Genomic DNA, 19,983 nt, shown 5'->3' with positions numbered 1-19,983 from the left:
GGCAGCGGTGGCGGAACGACTCGGCTACTCGTCCGTCCCGAGGAACTCGGTCATGGTCGCTGCGCCGTCCTCGGCCACGCCCTCCCGGGACACGACGACCCGGAGCGTGCGCCAGAGGATCTTCAGGTCGAGCAGCATGCTGCGGTTCTCGACGTACCAGACGTCCATCTCGAGGCGCTCGGCCCACCCGGCGGCGTTGCGGCCGTTCACCTGGGCCCAGCCGGTGATGCCGGGGCGGACCTCGTGGCGACGGGCCTGGCGGGGCGAGTAGCGGGGCAGGTACTTGGTCGGCAGCGGGCGGGGGCCGACCAGGCTCATCTCCCCTCGCAGCACGTGCACCAGCTCGGGCAGCTCGTCCAGCGACGTCGACCGCAGGAACGACCCGAAGGCCGGTAGACGTTCCTCGTCGGGCAGCAGCTCGCCGTCGGGGCCCCGCTCGTCGGTCATGGTGCGGAGCTTGGTGAGCACGAACGGCGCGCCCCCGAGGCCGGCCCGCTCCTGGCGGAACAGCACGGGCGACCCGAGTCGCAGCCGGACCAGCACGGCGACGACGGCGAGCACCGGCGAGAGCACGACGAGCGCGGCACCAGCGACGACGACGTCGAAGGCCCGCTTCAACTGGATGCGCCCCGGTACCGCCAGCGGTTCACCAGGTCGCGCACGTCGTTCTCGAGGCGCATGCCGCCCCGGACCTTGCGCTCGAAGTAGTCCATGCCGTCGGACACCTGGATCGGCGACCGCGTTAGGCGGTGGAGGTCCGACCCCACCCAGGGGTTCGGCCGGGTCCGGCCGATGGTGGCGGTGCGGAACCGCCTGCGGACCTCGAACTCGTTCTGCGGTGATCCGAGCAACGCCTTGGGGTAGGCGAAGTGCTCGGGCGTGACGCCGAGGTGCGTCTCGATGACGGCGATCGACCGGTCCAGCTCGTGGGCGGCCTCGGTCGGTGGGATGCGGTCGAGCAGGGCGTGCGTGTGGGTGTGGGAGCCGATGTCGACCAGACCGGACGCGACCATCTCCTTCGCGGCGTCCCACGTCAGCGCGACACCGTCGTCGGGGAACGGCAGCTGGCGGTCGATGAACTGGGTGGCCAGGTAGTAGGTGGCGGGCACGCCGTGGCGCTCGAGGACGGGCAGCGCCTCCTCCACGAAGTCCGCCGTGCCGTCGTCGAAGGTGACCACCACGTGGGGCCGATGGTCGGGCGGCTGCTCCCCCGCCTCCAGCAGCTCGGCCGCGTCGGTCAGGGACAGCACCCGGCAGCGCTCGGCCAGGAACGCCATCTGCTCGTCGAACAGCGACGTCGGCAGGTCCACGCTCATCGGCGTGCGGGCACCGACGCGGTGGTAGATGAGGATCGTGACGCCGGCCGGGGCGGGACGCACCCGGTCCTGCAGGACCGTGGCCCGCTTGAGGGCCGCAGCGGCCTTGCCCATCAGCGCAGGAAGGCGACCACAGCGCCGGCCAATGAGATGTTCAGGCCGACGATGACGGTCAGGTGGCCCCGAAGCTTCTCGTTGAAGTCGGCCCGCATCAGGTGCATCTCACCCCGCAGCTCGTGCATCTCGCCGCGCAGGGTCGCTGCGAGGAGCTCCAGGTCCCGCTTCGTCGCGACGTCGGCCCACCCCGTGGGAGGCAGGTGCGCCATCATCGTTTCTGCCACCTGTTCACCGGCGTGGTCGATGAGCCACTTGTGCAGCTCGTACCGGTCGTGCTCGCTGATCGCCACGTCACCATCTCCAGGGTATTCCTCCGAAGGAGCGTCGATCCGCTCGAGTGCACCGTGGCGCTGGCACCGAACCTACGGACGACCTCTGACACCTACGCTCCGACGCCGATGCCGAGGCTCCTCCACGTCACCACCACCGACATCAGCCTGGAGCTGCTCCTCGGGCCGCAGCTGCGGGCGTTCCAGGACGCGGGCTACGAGGTGCACACCGCATCGGCCCCCGGCCCGTACGTCGCTGCCCTCGAGGCCGACGGCATCGTCCACCACCCGCTCGAGCACGCCACCCGGGCCACCGCCCCGCTCGAAGACCTGAGAGCACTGCTCGAGCTGTACCGCCTGTTCCGGCGGCTGCGCCCCGACGTCGTCCACACCCACAACCCCAAGCCCGGCGTCTACGGCCGCATCGCCGCCCGCCTCGCCCGGGTGCCGCTCGTGGTCAACACCCAGCACGGGCTCTACGCCCAGCCCCAGGACCGCTGGGCCCGCAAGCTGCCCGTCTACGCCCTCGAGCGCGTCGCCGCCGCGTTCTCTCACGCCGAGCTGGTCCAGAACGAGGAGGATGTCGCCACATTGCTGCGACTCCGGGTGCCGGGCCGCAAGCTGCAGGTGCTCGGCAACGGCATCGACCTCGACCGCTTCCGCCCCGATCCCACCCTCCGTGCCGAGGTCCGCACCGAGCTCGGCATCGACGACGGCACGATCGTGGTCGGCGCGGTCGGGCGGCTCGTGTGGGAGAAGGGCTACGCCGAGCTCCTCGACGCCGCCCGCACCATCCTCGGCACCCGGGACGACGTCACCTTCGTGGTCGCCGGCCCGTTCGACCCCGACAAGGGCGACCCCCTCTCCCGCGCCGACGTCGATGCCGCGGAGGCCGCCGGCGTCCGCTTCCTCGGCCACCGAGACGACCCCGAGCGCCTCTACCAGGCCTTCGACGTCTACGTGCTGGCCAGCCACCGAGAGGGCTTCCCCCGCTCGGCCATGGAGGCCGCCGCCACCGGGTTGCCCATCGTCGCCTGCGACATCCGGGGCTGCCGCCAGGTCGTCGACCACGGCACCACCGGCCTCCTCGGCCCGGTCCGCAGCGCTGCTGCCTTGCAGGCCAACATCGAGCGGCTCCTCGACGACCCCGACCTGCGGGCATCGATGTCGGAGGCTGCGTTGGCCAAGGCGAAGGCGGACTTCGACCAGCAGGCGGTCATCGACCGCACCCTTGCCACCTACGCCGGTCCCTGACCCGCCAACTCATCCGGCCCCTGGCTGGGTACGACTCATGCGACCATGTTCGCCCGCCTCCCTCCCCTCGCGCGCCTCGCGCTCGCTTCGCTCGTCCTGATCGCGCTGGCATGGGCGATCTTCGGTCGCTCCGTCGAGGACGACATCGCCGTGGTCCCCGACACGACGGACACCACCGAGCCGTCGGTCTTCGGGCCGGTCCCGACCTCGGGCGCCGGCGCCGTGCTCCTCGAGGGGCTCGTGCTGCCGATCACCGGTGGCAGCGACGGCGCCTGGACCGTCCTGACCCCGTGCGCCAACACCGCGACCGTCGACGGCGAGCGGCTCACCGGCGCCCACGTCGTGATCGATCCCGGTCACGGTGGACGGGAGACCGGCGCCATCGGCCCGAGCGGCGTCGTCGAGGCCGAGCTGAACCTCGACGTGGCCCTCAAGGCGAAGGCCCTCCTCGAGGAGGAAGGCGCCACGGTCGCGCTCACCCGGAACGACGACACCCGGGTCACCCTCGAGACCCGCGCCGCCATCGCCCAGGGGCTCGCGCCGCTGCTGTTCATCTCGATCCACCACAACGGCGGCCCCACCCGCACCGCCGACCGGCCGGGCGTGCAGGTGTACCACCAGCACCAGACACCGGAGTCGGCCCGGTTCGCCGGCGTCCTGTTCGAACAGCTGCAGGAGGCGATGGCCCCCTTCTCCGACACCTGGTCCGGCGGCAACGCCACCGGCGTGCGGTCCCGGTTGGGCGAGGACGGCGGCGACTTCTACGGCGTCCTGCGCGGCTCGGAGGGCGTGCCGGCGGTGCTGGCCGAAGCGATGTACATGTCCCACGAGCCGGAGGCGTCGCTGTTGCTCCGTGACGACGTGCGCCAGGCCGAGGCCCAGGCGATCACCGATGCGATCGTCGCCTGGCTCGAGTCCCCCTACGCCGGCAGCGGCTACCTGCCGCCGCTGCAGGCCACCGAGTCCGCCGGCGGTGGTGGCGGGTCGGCCGGCTGCGAGGACCCGGAGCTGCTCAGGACGCCGGCGTGAACCCCAGCACCCGGCCGTAGAAGGCCAGCTCCGCCTCGAGGACGGCGATGACCGTCTCGGACTTCCGGAAGCCGTGCTGCTCCCCCTCGAAGGGGTGGTACTCGACGGTGACGCCCTTGGCCTGCAGCGCCTCCACCACCATCTCGGACTGGTTCGGGGGGACGATCTCGTCCTCCAGGCCCTGGAACACGATGAGCGGCGAGTCGAGCTGGTCGACGTGGTTGATGGGCGACCGCTCCTCGTAGACCGACTTGGCCTCCGGGTACGGGCCGACCAGGCCGTCGAGGTAGCGGGACTCGAACTTGTGGGTCTCCTCGGCCAGCGCGGTCAGGTCAGCGACGCCGTAGGACGACGCGCCGGCAGCGAACACGTCGGACTGGACCAGCGCAGCGAGCACGGTGAACCCGCCCGCCGAACCGCCCCGGATGCAGAGGCGCTCCGGATCGGCCAGGCCCTGCTCGGCCAGGTGGGTGGCAGCGGAGATGCAGTCCTCGACGTCGACGATGCCCCATCTGCCCTGGAGCAGCTCCCGGTACGGACGGCCGTAGCCGGTGGAGCCGCCGTAGTTCACGTCGACGAGGGCGAAGCCCCGGCTCGTCCAGTACTGCTTGGCCAGGTCGAGTCGACCCCGGGCCATGGCCGTCGGGCCGCCGTGGATCAGCACCAGCAGGGGCGGCGCTTCCCCTTCGGGTGGCTCGACGTCCGGGTTGCTCGGCGGGTAGTAGAGGGCGTGGGCGGTCCGCTCGCCGGCCGACCCGGAGGGGAACGACACCGACTCGGCCACCGAGAACCACGCCGGATCGAGCCCGAGGTCGCGCGCCTCACGCAGCACCGTTGGCTCGCCGGCCACCGGGGCGTTCACATCACCCTCGATCGGCACCTCGACCACGACCGCCTCCCGGTCGAAGCCGGCACCGACGAACACGACCGACGTCTGCCGAACGGCGACCGACGCGATCTCGGTGTACGGCAGGTCCAGGTCCGTGACCGACCCGTCGAGGCCGAGCACGGCCAGTCGATCGAGGCCATCGCTGGCGTAGGCGAGCACCATCCGCCCATCGGCCAGGAAGCCGTACCGGGCCATGCCGAACACCCACTGGGGCGTGCCGATCTCGGCTTCGAGCTGCGTGCGCTCGACGATGGCGGCCTCGGTGACGGCGTACGCGTTCCACCAGTCCGTCCGATCGGACAGGAAGTGCAGCTCGCCGTCGGCGCGGAAGACCGGCTGGATCACCGACTCGCCCGGCCCACCGGCGACGACCTGGGTCTCCCCGATCCGAACCGTGCCGTCGACGACCTCGATCGCCGCCGCGCAGAGCTCGGTGGAGTCCCACGGCATGTTCGGGTGGTCCCACTGGATCCACACCAGCTGCATGCCGCTCGGCGACAGACGCGGGTTGGCCACGAAGTCCGGACCCGTCACGAGGACCTGGGGTGGGCCGGAGCCGTCCACCGGAACAGCGACGATCTCGTTCGCTGCCTCGCCACCGGTGTCGTGGCGCTCCATCACGCAGATGACGAAGCCGTCGAGCACCCGCATGTCGGCGTACCGGTACGCGGCCGGGGTCGGCGGCTCGGGCGTGATCGGCTCGGGCGTGCCGCCAGCGTCGTCGACCGCGAGCCGGTGCAGGCGCTGGTCGGTCCAGTTGGTGAAGTACAGCCGGCCGTCGTCCACCAGCCAGGCGCCGCCGCCGTACTCGTGGACGCGGGTCCGGGCGCTGAACCCCTCGGGCAGCAGGTCGTGGTTCGCGCCATCGGATGTGCGCCGGACGACCTGTACCCGCCCGCCCTCGGCGGGCCGCAGCTCGCTCCAGCACACATCAGGCCCGTCCAGCAGGACCTCGCCGAGCGACACCGATGCGGCGACCACCAGGTCCGGGGTGATCGGGGACGGCCATTCACCGTGCGGGATGGTGGAGTGAGGCATGCGGCCAACGTACCGGTACGCCCTGACCGCTCGAACGGGTCTCAGCGCGCTCGACGGTGCGCTTTCGACGGGAACGCCAGCGACCCGAGGAACCGGGCCTTGTCTCGACGGCGCGGGATGTACGGCACCGCGGCCAGTGCGCTGCGCCGGAACGAGCGCTGGCCGGTGAACAGGGTCAACAGGTGTTCCTCCTCCGCCGACGGCTCGAGGGCCGTTGCCCACGCGGCGACCTCGCCCCCATCTGCGCCGAGCAGGCGCCCCAAGCGTGCACCTGCATCACGGACCACTGCTCGGAGCTTCCAGCGAGTGGCCACCTCGGCCGCCTGGTCGAGATCGGCCCGCGAACCGGTGAAGGCGAGATCGAGCACGCTCGAGGCCCTCGGCACGACGGACGCCACCACGTGGGCGGCGGCGTGCACCAGCTGCAGCGGCGGCGGGAAGACCGGGATCTGCCGGCCCGCCACCTCCACCGTCGACGGTTCCACCCACAGGTCGGCTTCGGGAACCAGGAAGGTGTGCGGTCCGGCGACGAGCGTGCGGTGGAGGTCGATCTCGATCCCGTCGGCGTTGCGCAGGGTCACCGACTTCCCGAATCGTCGGTCGAAGCCGGGCCGCACCTGCGGGAGGATGCGCGTGCCGCCCCCGGCGATCACGGCAGCAACCGCGTCGTCCATCGCTTCGGACGGCACGAGCACGTCGGCATCGGCGAACACCCGCAGGTGCGGCGCCGGCCAGTAGGCGTGGGCGAAGACTGACCCCTTCAGGACGCGCTGCGGTATCCCCGCGCGATCCAGGAGATCGACCGCCTCCAACATCGCCCGCTCGGCCCGCAACGTGTGGAGCGCCCACTCAGACTCGATCACGCTCACCTGCTCGCGACGCTCGTCGGAGAGGTCAGTGCACTCACCAACGGCGGCGGCCAAGAGCCCGATGAGTCGCTCGGTCCTGGCTTCCCTGACGAGCCGGTGCCACTCATCGTCGGGAAGCGCTTCGAGCCCGGGGACGGGCTGTGCGCCGACCGCCCAGCGGCAGCAACCCTGCAGGGCCGTCGTGGGGTCCATCACGAGACGAGGAGGCCGGCATCGACGAGGGCGGCGATCGCGCTTTCCAGCTGATCTCGATCGGCATCCATGCCCCAGCTCTGCAGGTCGCGGTGCACGTCGTCGGGAGCGAGCGGTCCGTCAGCGAGCGCGATCCAGACCGCTGCTCCCAGACCTTGCAGGAGTCGGGCCTCGTCGTCGAGGACGAGCACCCCCCGCAGCGTCGAGCGCCACACGAGCGGCGCCTGCGCCACCACTGGACCCGTCCCCTCCTGCGTCGACACCATCTCGCCCACCATGATGGCCGACGTGTCCGGGCGGTGGAGACGCCGCAGTCATCAGGTCGTCGACCGCGCCCATGCGAGCGCGGTCACGGACAGCGCGGTCATGGCGAGCAGCTCACCTCCGTCCTCGGCGATGGTCAGGAGCCCGCTGAGCCACGTCCCCGCGGACGCCTCATCGTGCACGACGTCCAGCCCGACGGCCGCGGTCAGGAGCAGGCTCGCTGCCCCCGCCATCGTCAAGGACCAGGCTCGCTCCGGCCGCCCCGAGGCGTGGTGGGTGATCGCGACGACAGCCAGCAGCACGATCCCCAGCACCGCCATGGCGACGACCTCCCGGGCACGCTTCGCATCGACCGCTCCCAGGGCAGCGTCGAACAGGTCGAACTGACGACCGAACTCCTCGTGCCCCTCGAACAGGTCGTCGAGGACGAGGGCGACGAGCGCGATCGCCCACCCGAGGGCGACCCACGACCGACGCCGCACCCAACGCTCGACCAGCAGGATCGCCGCCACCACCAGCTGCAGTGCGCCGAACAGCTCTGCGAACCCGCGATCCTTGTCCAGCCGCAGCCGCAGGTCACCGCGCAAGCCTGACGCCGATGCCGAGTAGAGCGGATGGACGAGCAGCAGGGCGACGTCGACGAGCACGACCACGATGACGATCGACCGGAGCGGTTCGGCGCGGATCGCTCGTGCGAGCCGACGGAGCTGCGATCGCACCGATCCCCCGGACGGTGTCAGAACAGCTCGAGGTCGCCGAGCGCGAAGCCGACATCACCGAAGGCCGGCACCACGGGGTTGGCCAGCGTCCGCCACGTGACGATCGGACCCTGTCGCGGCACCGGGACGAACCCGTGCCGGGGGCCGAGCCCGATCGCCACGGCGTAGTCACCACATGCCCGCACCAGGCGGAACACCGCGGCCGGATCTGGCTGGTCGGACAGCCAGTCGACGATGGCGACCTCGCGCAGCGGTCCCCGCCGGCGGACCCGGAACACGGCGTGGCCGCCCTTGACCTCGATGGCGCGGTAGTGGAGCGGCTCGAACCCGTAGCGCCAGGCGAGGTGCTCGGTGGTGCGTGGCGTCGCCCACTGCTCGATGTCGGCGGGGCGCAGCTGATCGGCCACGTCGACGGCGGCCTCGCCGTAGGTCACCGGCTCCGACCACAGCGCCGCCGGCACCCGGGCGCGCAGCATGCGGGCCAGCGCCGTCGGTGACGACGGCTGCACCAGCAGGGTCGGCCGGCCGAGCTCCACCCATCCCATCTTCAGGTAGCCGGGCCGGCTCTGGTCGTTCGGGGTGTTGAACACCGCGTCGACACCGTCGGCCGTCAGCTCCTCGACCGCCTGCGTCGTCAGCCGTCGGAACAGCCCCCGGCCCTGGTGGTCGGGATCGGTGGCGGTGTCCACGGCACGGACCACGCGGAGGTCTTGCCCGTCGCGGCCGAGCCTCCACTGCAGCAGGGTGCGGAAGGCGACGAGGCGTCGGCCTTCCCACGCGCCCCAGGCCGGCGATGCACCGAACGGGTTCTCGACGTGCTTCCAGCGCACGAAGGCCCGGTCGCGCTCGTCACCGACCCACTGCAGCGACCGGGCGCCGAGCGCGACGACGGCTTCGATGTGCGAAGCGACGTCGAGCGGCGCCACGTCGAGCTCCTCGCCAGGTCGGGATTGACCGCTCATCGCCACCATCTTGGCCGGACCCCTCCGACATCGTTCGCATGGTCGGCCCGTACGCTGCCGAACCGTGTCCGAGACCTCGACCGGCCCGATGAGGCGACGGGTGCTCCACGTCCTCGCCTCGAACGACCGGCGGGGGGCCGAGGTCTTCGCCATCGACCTCGCGACCGCGCTCGAGCAGCTCGGCTGGGAATCGACGGTCGTCAGCCTCACGCGGTCCACGTCGACCGCGACCGTCCCGGCGGAGCCCCTCGGCGCCGGTCGCTGGTGGCGGAGCCTCGGACCGTTGCGTCAGCAGGCCAAGACCCACGACGTCGTCATCGCCCACGGATCCACCGCCCTGCCGGCGTGCGCCATCGCGTGCGCGGGGATCACGCCCTTCGTGTACCGAAGCATCGGCGACCCGGCCTACTGGTCGTCATCCGGACTCAAGCGTCGCCAGACGACGCTGCTGCTCAACCGCGCGGACACAGTGGTGGCCCTCTTCCCCTCGGCCGCCAACACGCTGCGAACGCGGGGCGTGACCAGCGAGATCGCGACGATCCCGAACGCGGTGGACGCGGCCGCCTTCCCCATGATCGACGAGTTTGGTCGACGAACGGCACGTGCGGAGCTCGGTCTCCCGAGCGACGCATCCGTCGTGCTCTTCCTCGGCGCCTTGAGTCTCGAGAAGCGACCCGAGCGCGCCCTCACCCTCGCCCGGGCTCGGCCGGAGCTGCACGTGGTGGTGGTCGGCGACGGACCGATGCGCGACCAGCTCGGTGATGAGGCGGCGGGCCTCGCGAACGTCTCGGTCCTCGGTCCGACGTCAACGCCGCACCAGGCCCTCGCCGCCGCAGATGTCCTGATCGTCCCGAGCGACACTGAGGGCGTCCCCGCCGTCGCCATCGAAGCGGGGCTGAGCGGCCTGCCGGTGGTGGCCAGCGACGTGGGCGGCTTGGCATCCGTCATCGAACAGGGCGAGACCGGATGGCTCGTTACGCCGGGCGACGACGACGAACTCATGGCCGCCGCCGACAAGGCGATCGTCGCGGGTCAGTCGGTAGGACTTGCGGCACGGCGCCGATGCCTGGAGCGATTCGACATCGGACCAGTGGCCGTTCAGTGGGCCGGTGTGATCACCCGCTCCGCACGCATCGCGAGACTCCGCGAGTAGACCCGAGTCGCCGCTGTATAGGTTCGACTCGTGGGGGATCTGCTGCGGTATCTGCTCCGGCGGACTCGTCGACGCCTCGGCGCAGCCATCACCCCGCCGCCCCCGAGTGCCGCCCTGGTCAGAGCCGGTGTCCTCACCGTGGGGCATCGCACGTACCCGACGCTGCCCTTCGTCGACTACTACCCCGGGGACACTGCTCGTGTGATCATCGGCGCGTACACGGCGATCGCGAAGGACGTCGTGTTCATGCCGGGCGGGAACCACAGGCTCGACAGCCCAGCAAGCTACCCCCTCTACCGCAAGCTCGGCCTCGAGGATCCCGACGCGGGCGGCGAACCATGGAGCAAGGGCGACATCACCGTAGGACGTATGGATCGGCCGGGGTTCCATGGTCCTCGGAGGCGTCACCATCCACGATGGCGCCGTCATCGGAGCTGGCGCGGTGGTGACTCGTGACGTGGAACCGTATGCAATCGTCGGGGGCTCTCCCGCTTCCTTGATCGGCCGACGGATGAGCCCCGAGCAGGCCCAAGCGATGCAAGAGATCGCCTGGTGGGACTGGCCGGAGGCCATTGTCCGTGACCGCGCACACGCGCTCACAGACGCCGACATCGAAGAGTTCATCGAGCGCTACCGCGCCTGAGAAGGTTGCAGCAGTGGTCTCGCTGCCGACATGTCTCTTGCCCCACGGGCAACACCGACTCACCGCAGGTTGCGAATCCTGCGGATCACCTGCTTGGCGGGGGTGGGCAGGGCGGCTCGTGCCGCACGGCGAAGGGGGCTCACCCGGTTCACGTCCAGGAACTGGGAACTCGGCCTGGCCGTCGGGAGCGAACCAGGACTGATCAGCTGCATCGTGTCCACGCACAGCACGTCACGCTTGGCGAGGTTCGCGATCTCGACCGACTGTCGGAGGCTGCTCTCGACGAAGATCGCTGCGTTGGACTCCCGGTACACGTCCGCCTTGAACGCACTCCGGCTGCGCAGCTCCCTTCGCGTGGACAGGTCCGGGAGATCGAGCATGACGAGCTCATCGAATTCGACGCCGTTGCGCTTCAACCACGCTTCGGTCTCGTTCCGCCACTTCTCCAACCGACTGGTGACGATGTACTTGACCTTCCGGCTGGGCTTCAGCAGCGGCTGCGCGTTCGCCAGGAAGTCTCGGTACCGCTCGTCGTCGTCGTCCTGTTCTCGACTGGGATCGAAGCAGAGGACGCCATCCATGTCGAGGCACGCATCCTTCAGCACCGCGTTGTGCAGGATGTTCCACTCGAAGGCCATTGGGCTCGTCAGCAGCTCGCGGTGCTCGTCGACCATCGCGAGGCCGACGTCATTGACGTAGACCGATCCGTAGCGCACCCGGTGCGGCAGAGCGGCTTCGCTCACGAGTCGACGTGCCGTCTGGATGCTGTCACCGGAGGACGTCGCGTCGTCGACGACGAACACATCGCGAGGCGACTGGAGGAACCGCTCGACGTCCATTCCGGCCTCACGCCAATGCTCAGGAGGATGGGTCCGACCAGTCGTCAAGCACCGGCCGGCCAGGAACCCATCGAGGTCGGCCATCGGGATGTTGCGATAGACCGCCAGTAGGTTCGCAACCAGTAATCCGCTCCTCGGGATGCCGACGACGAGCTCGATGTCACGGGGTAGTTCGCGTGACCATGCGAGCACCTGGTCGCTCAGCTGAGCGATGTTCCGGAAGTTCAGTCGTGACGCCGGGGCTCCCGCCATCGGGTCAACGTACCCGGAGGTCCCACTCGGATTCGCCGATTGCGTTCCGTCATGTTGCAGCCTGCTCCGCCCATGCCTGGTACATCAGTACGGACCAGACCCGGTAGTCCGACGGCCTCCCGATGAGATAGCGATTCCAGAGCGGCCGCACGACGTCGACGTCCAGGCCGTGCCGCTCGATCGCCGCAGGAGCGAGGAGGTCCTCGGCCCACGGGCGGAGGGGACCACGGAGCCATCGGCCGAGCGGCGGATCGAAGCCGATCTTGGGCCGGTCGAGCACCTCCCGAGGCACGTGCGCGGCAGCGATCCGCCGGAGCGCTCGCTTGGTCTGCCCGTCGGACAGGCGCTGAGAGTCGGGCGCTCGCCAAGCCGCAGCGACGACGCGTGGGTCGAGCAGCGGCACGCGCACCTCGAGAGAAGACCTCATGGATGCCCGATCGACCTTGGTCAGCATCTGGTCGGGCAGCGTCGTGACCGTGTCGAGGTACATCAGCTCCTCGACGACGTCGTGGCCGGCGAGCGCGGCTGGCGGGTGGTCGAACACCGTCGCATGGGGATCGGCTTCGACGGGCAACCGATCCGGCCAGACGGCGACCAGGCGCTGGGCGAGGTCGAGCTCGTCCTTCGTACGGAGGAGCGTGGCGAGCCGTTCGAGCTTGTCGCCGGCGTTGCGGATGCGCAGCGCACGAGGTCCACGGTCGGGACGGAGCAGGCGGTCCGCCCACGCGGGGTCGATGCGCTCGACGGCCGCGGCGCCGGCACGCCGGAGCGGCGCCGGCATTCGACCCACTCGATCCCAGGCGGCCGAACCCAGCAGGTACCGGTTGTACCCACCGAAGACCTCGTCGCCGCCGTCCCCCGACAGGCACACGGTCACGTGTTCGCGAGCGGCGCTGCTCAACAGCATCGTGGGGAGGGCGGACGGGTCGGCGAACGGCTCGCCGTAGGTCGGAGCGATCAAGTCGACCAGGTCGAGCCCGGCATCGGCCGACACGGACAGCGTGTGGTGCTCGGTGCCGAGGTGACGTGCGATCTCCGCAGCGTGGTCCGACTCGTCGACCGAGGGTTCGTCGAAGCCGACGGTGAAGGTGCGGACCCGGTCGGTCACCTGCGTAGCGAGCGCAGCGATGCAGGTGGAGTCAACTCCGCTGGACAGGAACACGCCGACCGGCACGTCGGCATCGAGCCGCAGGCGCACGGAGTCGGTGAGGAGGCGCTCGATCTCTGCGAAGGACTCCTCCTCCGGCAGGCGCTGCCGGCCGAGCAGCGCCGTGGCGTCCCAGTAGGGGGTCACGGCCGGGGGCTCGCCGAGCCGCACCTCGAGCCGGTGACCTGCCGCCAGCTTGCGGACACCGGTCAGCGCCGTGAACGGGGCGGGTATGTAGCCGAGGCGGAAGTAGAGCGCGATGCTGCGCTGATCGATGTTGTTCGGCACGCCGGGGCAGCGCCGCAGTGCGCCCAGCTCCGACGCGAAGGCGATCCCACCGTCGATGTCCACCCAGTAGAGCGGCTTCTCCCCCAAAGGGTCGCGGGCCAGGTGCAGCTTGCGTTCGCGACGGTCGAACGCGCCGATGGCGAACATGCCGTTCAAGCGGGACAACGCGGGTTCGAACCCCCAGGCCGCGATCGCTTCGACCAGGACCTCGGTGTCGCTCGTCCCCCGGAACCGGTGACCGCCAGCCTCCAGCTCCGAGCGGAGGCTGCGGTGGTCGTAGATCTCGCCGTTGAACGACACCACCCACCGCTCGTCAGCCGACACCATGGGCTGGCTGCCGGTGGGCGACAGGTCGATGATCGAGAGGCGACGGTGCCCGAGCGTGCAGTGGGAGGCGTCGTCGTGCCAGAGGCCGTCGTCGTCAGGGCCTCGATGCGTCTGCACCGAGCACATGCCCCCGACCACAGCAGCACGGTCGGTGTCACCCGTGACGCCAAGGAGCCCGGCGATGCCACACATCAGCCACGCCTGGCTGCGAGCTGTTCGTAGACCGCCTGCTGCCGCTCGACCGCCCGGACGATGCCGAAGTCACGAGCCCTCTCGCTGGCGGCCGCAGACATCCGTGCGCAGGTCTCCGGCTCGAGAAGCTCGCTGATGGCCTCGGCGAGGGCGGTCGGATCTTGTGACGGGACGAGGCGTCCCTCGACGCCATCGGTGATGACGTCAGGGACGCCCCCGACGGCGGTCACCGCAGCGGGCAGTCCTGCGGCGAGCGCCTCCAACAGCGAGATCGGCAGTCCCTCGTGGCGGCTGGCCAGCGTGAACACGTCAGCAGCGACGAGGTGCCGGATGGGATCCTCCTGGTAGCCGAGCATGCGGAACCGATCACCGAGACCCCGCCGGGCGAGATCGGTCCGCAGCTCGGCCTCCATCTGTCCCTGCCCGATGGCGAGGAACACCACGTCGTCGTGGTCACCCAGCACCCGCTCGGCCGCATCGAACAGGTTCGGGTAGTCCTTGTCCGCACGAAGGTTCGCCACCGCGAGAACCACCCGCTTGCCCTCGACGCCGAGGGCCGCTCTGCCGTGGTCGCGCTCCTTCCGCCGCTGCTCGATCTCGTTGACGTCGACCCCATGGACGAGTACCTCACTCCGGACTCGGAGCCGGCCAGGGAGGCTGTCGTGCACCGGCTCTGACACCGAGAAGAGGTGATCGTCCAACGACGCCGTCAAGCGGTCGAGTGCCCGAGTGGCGACATGGAAGGACGGCCACATGTTGTGTGCGGTGCTGACGAGGGCTGGCCGAGGTCGCACGGTCATCACCACCGGTCGGACGAATGCGGCCACGAGCGGCGAGTGGACGTGCACGACGTCGATGCGCTCACGCAGCAGGAGGGAACGGAACCGACCCAGCCACCGGAGGTCCGCGATCTGAGGTCCATCCAGGCATGTGACGTCGATGCCGGCCGCACGAAGCGGCTCCGCCAGTTGACTCTTCCCCGGCAGCAGGTGCGCGGCGTGGAAGGCGAATCGGCGCTGGTCTCCGGCTCGGGCGAACGACAGCAGGAGGCGTTCTGCGCCGCCGGGACCGAGTCCCTTCGAGAGCCACAGGACTCGGATCGGCTTCCCTGCACCGTCACCGTCAAGTGCCATGGCCCGTCAACGACCCCCGGAGTCCTGGTCGGTCACGAAGCCTGCCTGCGTGGGGATCACACCGACGTGTCGCTCGACATCCACGTCGTCGCGACTGCCGTCGGCCACCACCCGACCGTCCTCGACCACCAGGAAGCGGTTGCAGTGCCCGAGCAACGACGGACGGTGCGACACGACGATCACGATCGCATCCGGGCCGAGCGCGAAGAGGGACTCCTCGATGAGTCGCTCGTTGACGGCGTCGAGCGCACTCGTCGGCTCGTCGAGGATCAACACCCGAGGCTCGCCGTACAGCGCGCGTGCAAGGGCCACCCGCTGGCGCTGACCACCTGAGAGGCTCGCTTGCCCATCGCCGACCTGGGTCCCCCACCCATCAGGGAGGGCTCGAATGTCGGCGGCGATGGCAGCACGCTCGGCGGCGCGCTCGACATCCGCCTGGCTGCCGGCTCGGAAGAATCGGATGTTGTCGGCCAGCGACCCGCGGATGAGCACGGGTTCCTGGGAGAGCAGGGAGAACGTGGATGCCCACGATGCCGCGGTGAACTCACGAGCGTCGACGCCGTTCACGCTGTACTGCCCGACGCTCGGCTCGAGCAGTCCGGCGAGCAGGGTCGCCATGGTCGTCTTCCCACCGCCGGATGGGCCGACGACGCCAAGCCAGTCACCGGGCTGGAGCCGGACGGTGACGTCCGACAGCACCTGGGCGTCGTCGTAGGCGAAGCCGACGCCGTCCAGCTCGAGCTGGTCCACCGACTCGAGCTGTCGGGTGCCACGCCGACGCACGACCGTCTCGTGCAGGTCGACTGCGTCACGGATCTCGGCGAGGTAGGGCCCGGACTCCACGTAGGCCTGCGTGCTGCTGTTCAGCTGCTGGAGGTAGGAGAGCGAGCGCACGGCGAGGATCGCTGCGGTACCGAAGCTGGTTGCATCGATCTCCAGCTCCCGTGCGATGACGATCACCCCGACCACCCCGAGCAAGATGCTCTGCTGGAACAGGCTGGGTATCGCCCGTTGGATCGTCCGCAACCGGGCGAGCGAAGCGCGAGCGCGGCCGTTCGCGGACTCCAGCTCCCGCCGAGCCGCATCCTGCACGTCGAAGAGCTGTAGCTCTCGGTTGAGTGACGAGAGAGAGGTGGAGAGGAGCTGCACCTCACGGACCGACTCTTGCGAGCGCCGGGAGATCACCTTGGTCCGTCGACGCAGCACCGAGAAGAGCGAGACGATCGTCGCGCCGAGCGCAACGAACACCGCCCCCACCAGCGGCGAGGACACAGCGACGAAGGTCCCGTACACCAGCAGGTTGATCAGGGCCGACAGCATGGTGCCGAGCAGCGGCACGGAGCCCGAGGCGGACTGGACGTTGGTGCCGAGGAGCTGCTGCAGGTGCCCGGCCCGAAACCTCAACATCTCGCGCCAGTCGGCGGCGAAGTACGAATCGATCAGACGGGTTCGCGCATAGGCCGCAGCCCGTGCGCTCAGCCGCCCGACGACGACGCTGTCCAGCAGGCGCACGGTCATGGACACGAGGGCGCCAGCGGCGGCAAGACCGAGCAGCTGGTTGGAGGAGAGGTTCCCGTCAATCGGGCCGAGCGAGATCTGGGCAGTCGAGCTTTCGTCGACGAGCAGCAGCAGCGACCGCACGATTGCCACCAGCAGCAGCACTTCCGCTGCAGCGGCCACCACACTGAGCAACGGCAGGGCGAGCACCCACCGCTGACGCTCACCGAGCAGCCAACGGACATGCCCGACGAGCTCGCCGATCTGCCCGAAGCCGAATCCGCGGCGGGGCATCCGTTGGTCGGCGAACCTGTCCTTTGCTTCGTCGCTCACGATCGTCCTCGCAGTCGGTGCACGGCGGGGTGCGCGCCCGAGAGCATGGCTCCGAAGGTTGAGGCATCCGCCGATGCGTCAACCCGCACGCGAGAGATGCGAAGCGGGTTGCTCACCGGCAGACGGTTGATCCTGTGGTCGAAGAGGAACCCAAGCTCGTACCCGTGGTCTTCCAGCCAATCTTCGACCCGCGGGTCGTGGTTGCCGTTCGGGTACGCGAACCATCGGGGTGTGTGACCCAAGAGCCCACGGAGCACGCCGTGGGCCCCCGCCATCTCCTCCACGACCGTCTCGTCGTCACAGTGATCGAGACAGGGGTGGGTGAGCGAGTGGTGTCCGATGTCGATCCCCATCGCCGGCAGGTCCAGCAGCTGCTGTCCGGACAGGTGGCTGCCTGGCACCGGCTGGTCCAGCGCCACCAGCTCCTGCACGAGTCGCGACACCTCGCTTCGTCGCAGTTCATCGGGGGTGGCCTTCAACGCCCGAGTCACCGCTGCGGGATCGGTCAACCGGACACCGTCGAAGTCGACCCCGAGGAACGCCCCCGCCTTCGCGACGTCCCACCAGTACGGCTCCTCGGAGTCGATGAGCCCAGCGACCACGAAGGCCACCGCAGGGACGTTGCGGACTCGCAGGATCTCCGCCGCGGTCGTGGCGATCGTCTCGTGACCATCATCGAAGGTGACGAGAACCGGGTTGGGCGGGAGCTCCGCTCGCCTGTAGACGGCATCGGCGACCTGCGCCGCGGCCACCGGGTTGCATCGGTCGACCAGCAGATCCATCTGGGTTGCGAAGGCCGACGCGTCATCCACCTGGTGGTAGGCGAGCACCGTAAGGTCATCCCGGTGCAGCCGGCGTCCGATCCGGAGTGCAGCCTCGGAACCGAGCAGGCGCTGCGCCGGATGAGTTGTGGGACCACCACCATCGGCTGCAACCTTGCGATACAGGTCCGCAGTCGCCTCGACCACCTGGTCGAGTTCGTAGCGCTCGAGGAACCGCTGTCGGGCCCGTTCACCCATCGCCTCACGCCTCGGTGCGTCATCGAGCAGTGCCGAGATCGCCTCGGCGAGCGCCGCCTCGTCGTGTCGTGGCACGACCGTTCCGTATCGACCGTGGCCGAGGACTTCGGCGATGGCGGGGGCGTCGGAGCCCACGATCGGGGTGGCGAGGGCCATCGCCTCGATGAGGGAGCAACCCAGCCCTTCGTAGAGCGAGGGGAAGGCGAACACGTCCGCAGCGGCGAAGAGGTCCGGAACATCGGAACGGTGGCCGAGGAGGTGCACCTGCGCTCGGCTGGAAGATTTCCGCAGGGCGGCGTTCAGCTTGTCCGTGGCGTCGCCGGGACGCCCGGCCACGAGGAGGTGGGCGTCGGGATGGTCCCGCACGACGCGATCGAAGGCACGTATCAACAGGTCGTGCGCCTTCTGCGCATCCTGCCGGCCGACGGCGACCACGACGGCGGCGTCCGGCGCGAGCCCGAGAGCCGAGCGCACCTCGTGTCGCCGTTCCGGCGTCCGAGAGCCGAGGAGCGTGCCGGATCTGCCGCGACCGATCACGGTGACACGCTCGCTGGGGATGCCCAGCACGTCGATCGCCTCGGCCCGGACGGTTTCTGTGATGGCGTGGAAGTGCCCGCCAAGGTGACGGGCGGTGATCCCGTCCAGCATCTTGAAGACCTGGAGCTTCCATGCCGGGATGCCGAGGACCTCACGCCGCACCGGGTCGTAGGACGTGTTGACCAGGCTGTCGACGCGGGCCACACCCGTCCCGACGAGTGACAAGCGGGCGAGGAGGCACGAGTGGAGCAGAGTGGCGTGGACGACGTCGGGCGAGAGCCGCCGGACCTCTCGGCGAAGTGCTCGGGCCCGAGCCAGCCAGGAGCGACCCGGAAGCACCTGCACGTCGAAGCCCTGCGAGACCAGCTCCGCCTGGAGTCCGCCCTCGCGCGGGTGGATGCAGCGCACCACCGAGTCGACGTGGTGCACACGTAGCAGCGGGAGTGCGGACGCCATCGAGTGCTCGGCTCCACCGCCGAGACCGAGTGCGTCGATCACGTGGAGGACCTTCACCGGGCTCGCCGCTCAGCGCGTGACACCACACGCCCCAACTTCTCGCTCAAGACGCGAGCAGATGAGCGGAGGATCCGGCCAGTGACCATGAGTCCCGGTACCGGATCGTCCCAGGCCCAGACCGCACGCACGCGGCGGGGTGAGCGAGCGAACGCGACGCGATCACGCACCAGGCGCGGGACGCTTCGTGGATCGGCTTGGAGGCGAGCGAGCCAGGCGGTCCCGATCCATGCTGCAGCATCCTGCTGGGTGGGCTCCACCGCTGGGACGAGTCCTCGGCCCCGCTCTTCGATCGCCATGCGAACAGTGTCGACGCCAGCCCGAGTGGCGAGGAAATGGATGGCCTCGAGGCGCGGGTTGAACTCGACGAACCAGAGACGATCGCGATCGCGAATGAACTCGATCCCGCCGAGGCCAGTGAAGCCCGTCTCATCGAGGAAGCGGCGAGCGCTGGCGTCGATGTCAGGAAGCTTCACCGCCTCTCCCCACACCATGACCCCGCCGTCAGGGTGAGATTGCCGACGTTTCCGGCCGGTGACAACCGCGGTTTGCGTCCCATCCGCACTCCGCCACACGATGCCGAACTCAACATCCTCGTCTGATCTGTCCCCCACGACCTCTTGGATGAGCAGCCTTGCGCCACCAGCCAACGATTCGCGACAGAGCTCCTGCAACGCTTCGGCCGTACGGCAGATGCGCACCTTGAAGTCGGTTCGGCCTTTCGTCTCCCAAGACGTCGGTCGAACGATGACGGGAAGGCGCAGCGACCGCACGTTCCTGAGGTCCCGTTGATCTTCAACAGCCGTCCAGGCTGGGACGTTGACGCCTGCGCGCTCCGCCGCTCGAAGCTGCGGGATCTTGTCGATCAAGCCACGCAATACAGCGTCCTCCGGCACGGCGAGCTCAAATCTCTCATCGAAGTGTCGGCGACCAGCACTGATCACCTGCACGAGTCGATCGCTGAGCGGGAGCACCACGATGCGATCGGCGAGCTCCAACCGCTGCGCGGCCCAGGTGGCTAGGCCCTCACAGAGATCATCAAGCTGATCCACCTCGAAGTCCCGCGTGTCAGAAACGAGTCGGCTTCTACCGAAGATCATTCGCCCGGAACCGAGGGTGGCCACCAAGACAGTCGCTCCGCTGGATGAGGCCGACCGCGCTGCGTGCAGGGCGCTGCCCCACACCTCCTCTG

Annotated in this window: 18 protein-coding genes; 4 read left to right on the top strand and 14 right to left on the bottom strand. The window is 69.6% G+C overall.

From position 1 onward, the window contains the following. Positions 1 to 24 precede the first annotated feature (24 nt). Genes RGQ06_RS12910 through RGQ06_RS12900 form a run of 3 tightly spaced genes read right to left on the bottom strand, consistent with a single transcriptional unit; the run spans position 25 to position 1,723 of the window. Positions 25 to 618 (bottom strand): sugar transferase, encoded by a 594-nt coding sequence (locus RGQ06_RS12910; protein ID WP_432428614.1) that lies wholly within the window; start codon positions 616 to 618, stop codon positions 25 to 27. Beyond that, a complete protein-coding gene (locus RGQ06_RS12905; protein ID WP_432428613.1) occupies positions 615 to 1,430 on the bottom strand; it encodes a polysaccharide deacetylase family protein in 816 nt (271 codons plus the stop codon). The genes RGQ06_RS12910 and RGQ06_RS12905 overlap by 4 nt, the downstream gene beginning before the upstream one ends. Then, complete coding sequence (locus RGQ06_RS12900) at positions 1,430 to 1,723, bottom strand: hypothetical protein (RefSeq protein ID WP_432428612.1); 294 nt, start codon at positions 1,721 to 1,723, stop codon at positions 1,430 to 1,432. The genes RGQ06_RS12905 and RGQ06_RS12900 overlap by 1 nt, the downstream gene beginning before the upstream one ends. 108 nt (positions 1,724 to 1,831) lie before the next feature. On the opposite strand from RGQ06_RS12900, the gene RGQ06_RS12895 reads away from it, so the two are divergent. Together RGQ06_RS12895 and RGQ06_RS12890 are read left to right on the top strand one after the other, a co-directional pair. Beyond that, positions 1,832 to 2,956 (top strand): glycosyltransferase family 4 protein, encoded by a 1,125-nt coding sequence (locus RGQ06_RS12895; RefSeq protein ID WP_432428611.1) that lies wholly within the window; start codon positions 1,832 to 1,834, stop codon positions 2,954 to 2,956. A 45-nt stretch (positions 2,957 to 3,001) separates the two neighbouring features. Further along, complete coding sequence (locus RGQ06_RS12890) at positions 3,002 to 3,985, top strand: N-acetylmuramoyl-L-alanine amidase family protein (RefSeq protein ID WP_432428610.1); 984 nt, start codon at positions 3,002 to 3,004, stop codon at positions 3,983 to 3,985. Here the strand turns inward: RGQ06_RS12890 and RGQ06_RS12885 are convergent. Genes RGQ06_RS12885 through RGQ06_RS12865 form a run of 5 tightly spaced genes read right to left on the bottom strand, consistent with a single transcriptional unit; the run spans position 3,969 to position 8,918 of the window. Beyond that, positions 3,969 to 5,912, bottom strand: coding sequence for a prolyl oligopeptidase family serine peptidase (locus RGQ06_RS12885; RefSeq protein WP_432428609.1), 1,944 nt, complete (start codon positions 5,910 to 5,912; stop codon positions 3,969 to 3,971). The two genes, RGQ06_RS12890 and RGQ06_RS12885, sit on opposite strands and share 17 nt — an antisense overlap. 41 nt (positions 5,913 to 5,953) lie before the next feature. Next, positions 5,954 to 6,973 carry a nucleotidyltransferase family protein gene (locus RGQ06_RS12880; protein WP_432428608.1) on the bottom strand — a complete coding sequence of 340 codons (1,020 nt, stop codon included), beginning with the start codon at positions 6,971 to 6,973 and terminating at the stop codon, positions 5,954 to 5,956. Next, on the bottom strand, positions 6,973 to 7,239 hold the full coding sequence (locus RGQ06_RS12875) for a hypothetical protein (protein ID WP_432428607.1): 267 nt from the start codon (positions 7,237 to 7,239) through the stop codon (positions 6,973 to 6,975). The genes RGQ06_RS12880 and RGQ06_RS12875 overlap by 1 nt, the downstream gene beginning before the upstream one ends. Before the next feature lie 51 nt (positions 7,240 to 7,290). After that, the gene (locus RGQ06_RS12870) at positions 7,291 to 7,956 is read right to left on the bottom strand and encodes a hypothetical protein (protein ID WP_432428606.1); all 666 of its coding nucleotides are present in this window, start codon (positions 7,954 to 7,956) and stop codon (positions 7,291 to 7,293) included. Between the two features lie 17 nt (positions 7,957 to 7,973). After that, on the bottom strand, positions 7,974 to 8,918 hold the full coding sequence (locus RGQ06_RS12865) for a GNAT family N-acetyltransferase (RefSeq protein ID WP_432428605.1): 945 nt from the start codon (positions 8,916 to 8,918) through the stop codon (positions 7,974 to 7,976). An 88-nt stretch (positions 8,919 to 9,006) separates the two neighbouring features. Here RGQ06_RS12865 and RGQ06_RS12860 point away from each other — a divergent pair, with 88 nt between their 5' ends. Together RGQ06_RS12860 and RGQ06_RS12855 are read left to right on the top strand one after the other, a co-directional pair. Beyond that, the gene (locus RGQ06_RS12860) at positions 9,007 to 10,071 is read left to right on the top strand and encodes a glycosyltransferase family 4 protein (protein WP_432428792.1); all 1,065 of its coding nucleotides are present in this window, start codon (positions 9,007 to 9,009) and stop codon (positions 10,069 to 10,071) included. A 511-nt stretch (positions 10,072 to 10,582) separates the two neighbouring features. Beyond that, positions 10,583 to 10,714 (top strand): hypothetical protein, encoded by a 132-nt coding sequence (locus RGQ06_RS12855; RefSeq protein ID WP_432428797.1) that lies wholly within the window; start codon positions 10,583 to 10,585, stop codon positions 10,712 to 10,714. Positions 10,715 to 10,773: 59 nt separating this feature from the next. Here the strand turns inward: RGQ06_RS12855 and RGQ06_RS12850 are convergent, their stop codons facing one another. Genes RGQ06_RS12850 through RGQ06_RS12825 form a run of 6 tightly spaced genes read right to left on the bottom strand, consistent with a single transcriptional unit; the run spans position 10,774 to position 19,915 of the window. Further along, a complete protein-coding gene (locus tag RGQ06_RS12850; protein ID WP_432428604.1) occupies positions 10,774 to 11,805 on the bottom strand; it encodes an orotate phosphoribosyltransferase in 1,032 nt (343 codons plus the stop codon). 49 nt (positions 11,806 to 11,854) lie between these two features. After that, the gene (gene asnB, locus RGQ06_RS12845; protein WP_432428603.1) at positions 11,855 to 13,759 is read right to left on the bottom strand and encodes an asparagine synthase (glutamine-hydrolyzing); all 1,905 of its coding nucleotides are present in this window, start codon (positions 13,757 to 13,759) and stop codon (positions 11,855 to 11,857) included. Further along, entirely contained in the window at positions 13,759 to 14,892 is a 1,134-nt protein-coding gene (locus tag RGQ06_RS12840; RefSeq protein ID WP_432428602.1) for a glycosyltransferase, read from the bottom strand. The genes asnB and RGQ06_RS12840 overlap by 1 nt, the downstream gene beginning before the upstream one ends. Before the next feature lie 6 nt (positions 14,893 to 14,898). Further along, positions 14,899 to 16,722, bottom strand: a complete 1,824-nt coding sequence (locus RGQ06_RS12835) for an ATP-binding cassette domain-containing protein (protein ID WP_432428601.1) — start codon at positions 16,720 to 16,722, stop codon at positions 14,899 to 14,901. Next, entirely contained in the window at positions 16,719 to 18,776 is a 2,058-nt protein-coding gene (locus RGQ06_RS12830; RefSeq protein ID WP_432430671.1) for a glycosyltransferase, read from the bottom strand. The genes RGQ06_RS12835 and RGQ06_RS12830 overlap by 4 nt, the downstream gene beginning before the upstream one ends. A gap of 11 nt (positions 18,777 to 18,787) precedes the next feature. Further along, positions 18,788 to 19,915: a hypothetical protein gene (locus RGQ06_RS12825; protein ID WP_432428600.1), complete on the bottom strand. Its 1,128-nt coding sequence runs from the start codon at positions 19,913 to 19,915 to the stop codon at positions 18,788 to 18,790. Positions 19,916 to 19,983: the final 68 nt, after the last annotated feature.

The sequence above is a fragment of the Salinilacustrithrix flava genome, assembly GCF_041228405.1.
Taxonomy (GTDB): domain Bacteria; phylum Actinomycetota; class Acidimicrobiia; order Acidimicrobiales; family Salinilacustritrichaceae; genus Salinilacustrithrix; species Salinilacustrithrix flava.
Note: the sequence above shows the minus strand (reverse complement) of the source record. Positions and strands in the feature narration are given on the sequence as shown.